Source organism: Brevundimonas sp. NPDC055812 (assembly GCF_053616535.1).
This window is the reverse complement of record NZ_JBSHDX010000017.1, coordinates 1-2,749: the sequence shown is the minus strand read 5'-3', so window position 1 is coordinate 2,749 and position 2,749 is coordinate 1. Positions and strand designations below refer to the sequence as shown.

The window sequence follows — 2,749 nt, the reverse complement described above, 5'->3', positions numbered from 1 at the left end:
CATCGTGGCGACGAGCCCTGGCCCGACCTTGATCCCGACGATCCGCCCTTGCGGCCGCTGCAGATGTTCGACCCGCCCCAGCCGGTCGAAACCCTGGCCGAGGTTCCCGACGGCTATCCGCTGAAGTTCCGCTGGCGCCGCGTCCTGCACGAGGTGACGCGTGCCGAAGGGCCCGAGCGGATCAGCGGCGAATGGTGGCGCGCGCCGAACCAGCGCACCCGCGACTATTACCGGGTCGAGGACCGGGACGGCCGCCGCTTCTGGCTGTTCCGCCAGGGCCTCTATGGCGAGACGCTCGAGCCGCGCTGGTTCATCCACGGCCTGTTCGCATGAGGAGGCTCGACCCTTGCGGCGACTACGCCGAGTTGGCGACGGCCAGCAACTTCTCCTTCCTGCGCGGGGCCTCGCATCCCAAGGACCTGGTGCTGACGGCGATCCTGCGCGGCCATGCCGGACTGGGACTGGCCGACCGCAACACTGTAGCGGGCGTGGTGCGGGCCTGGAGCGCGCTGAAGGAGATCCGCGTCGAAGGCCTGGCCCCGCCGGACAGGATGCGCGACGGCGGCAGTCCTGGCGAGATCGCCTTCATCGAGGACCCGCTGAACGATCCGGCCCTGTCCGAAGAGGTGAAGCGCCGTGCGGCGGATTTCCGCCTGCTGACCGGGACGCGGCTGGTCTTCAACGACGGGACGCCGGACGTCATCGCCTATCCGGAGACGCGGGCGGGTTGGGGTCGGCTGACGCGCCTGCTGACTCTGGGCAACCGCCGGGCCAGGAAGGGCGAGTGCGAGATCGGCCTGCGCGACCTGCTGGCCGATCCGGGGGACCTGCTGCTGATCCTCGTCCCGCCGGACCGGCTGACGGGGCTGGAAGAGGCGCTGACCCGCATGAGCGCGGCGGCGCCGGGCGCGGTCTGGCTGGGCGCCGCCCTGCACAGGCGCGGCGACGACCGGCGCCGGCTGGCCCGGCTCAAGGCCATGGCGGAGCGAGCGGGCGTTCCCCTGCTGGCGCTCAACGACGTCCTCTACGCCGCTCCCGACGACCGCGACCTGCAGGACATCCTGACCTGCATCCGCGAAGGCGCGACCATCGAAACCGCCGGCCGCCGGCTGGAAGCCAACGCCGAGCGCTGGCTGAAGCCCGAAGATGAAATGGCGAGGCTGTTCAAAGACGCGCCCGAGGCGATGACCGAGACGACCGCCTTCCTGTCGCGGGCAAGCTTCGACCTGTCCGAACTCAGCTACCAATACCCGGAAGAGCCGGTCCCGCCGGGCTGGAATCCCCAAGCCTGGTTGGAGAACCTGACCGACCGTCATGCCGCCATGCGCTATCCCGACGGCGTTCCCGACAAGGTTCGGGTCTTGCTGGACAAGGAACTGGCCTTCATCGCCCGCAAGAAGATAGCCCCCTACTTCCTGACCATCTTCGACATCGTCCGCGTGGCGCGAGACAAGCGCATCCTGTGCCAGGGACGAGGCTCGGCCGCGAACTCGGCGGTCTGCTACGTCCTGGGCATCACCTCGGTGGACCCTATGGAGTCCGATCTGCTGTTCGAACGCTTCCTGTCCGAGGACCGAAACGAGCCGCCCGACATTGATGTCGACTTCGAGCACGAGCGGCGCGAGGAGATCATCCAGCACCTCTACGAACGCTATGGCCGCCATCGCGCCGGCATCGCCGCCACCGTCATCCATTTCCGTCCCCGCAGCGCCATCCGCGAGGTGGGCAAGGTCCTGGGTCTGACCGAAGACGTCACCGCTCGTCTGGCCTCCACCCACTGGGGTAGTTGGGGGACCGAGATCGGCGATCGCCACGTCGTTCAGGCGGGACTGGATGCAGCCAATCCCCTGATCGCCCGCGCGGTCGAGATGGCGTCTCGCCTGCTGAACTTCCCCCGCCACCTCAGCCAGCACGTCGGGGGCTTTGTCCTGACCCAGGACCGGCTGGACGAGATGGTCCCCATCGGCAACGCCGCCATGCCCGACCGCACCTTCATAGAATGGGACAAGGACGACATCGATGCTCTGCGCCTGATGAAGGTCGATGTTCTGGCGCTGGGGATGCTGACCTGCATCCGCAAGGCGTTCGACCTGATCCGCACCCACGAAAACGAGGACTGGGAACTACACACCCTCCCGCGCGAGGACCCGGCCGTTTACGACATGCTATGCCGGGGCCAGTCCATCGGGGTCTTCCAGGTTGAGAGTCGGGCCCAGATCAATATGCTGCCCCGGCTGAGGCCCCGCTGCCTCTATGACCTTGTCATCCAGGTCGCCATCGTCCGCCCCGGCCCGATCCAGGGCGACATGGTTCACCCCTATCTGCGTCGCCGAAACAAGGAGGAGGAGGTCGTCTATTCCTCGCCCTCCCCAGATCACGGCCCGCCCGACGAACTGGAACAGGTGCTGCACAAGACCCTCGGCGTGCCCCTGTTCCAGGAACAGGCAATGAAGCTGGCTATCGTTGCCGCTGAATTCAGCGACGGCGAGGCCAACGGCCTGCGCAAGGCCATGGGTACTTTTCGGGGCGACGGCAGCCTGCACACCTATGAAAACCGGATGGTCGGGCGGATGGTCGAACGCGGCTATGACCCGGCCTTCGCCCAGCGCTGCTTCGAGCAGATCAAGGGTTTCGGTTCCTACGGCTTTCCCGAAAGCCATGCCGCCAGTTTCGCCCGACTGGTCTATGTCTCTTCCTGGATCAAGCATCGCCACCCGGCGGCCTTCGCCTGCGCCCTGTTGAACAGCCA

General features: G+C 67.1%; 1 protein-coding gene and 1 pseudogene. Both read left to right on the top strand.

Going from position 1 to position 2,749, the window contains the following annotated elements; genetic code table 11:
• Positions 1-333, top strand: a pseudogene (locus tag ACWGL1_RS16105) (DNA polymerase Y family protein); the annotation flags it as partial.
• Positions 330-2,749: error-prone DNA polymerase (locus tag ACWGL1_RS16100; RefSeq protein WP_452112566.1), on the top strand; the 2,420-nt coding region annotated here is incomplete at its 3' end. The pseudogene ACWGL1_RS16105 and the gene ACWGL1_RS16100, both read left to right, overlap by 4 nt.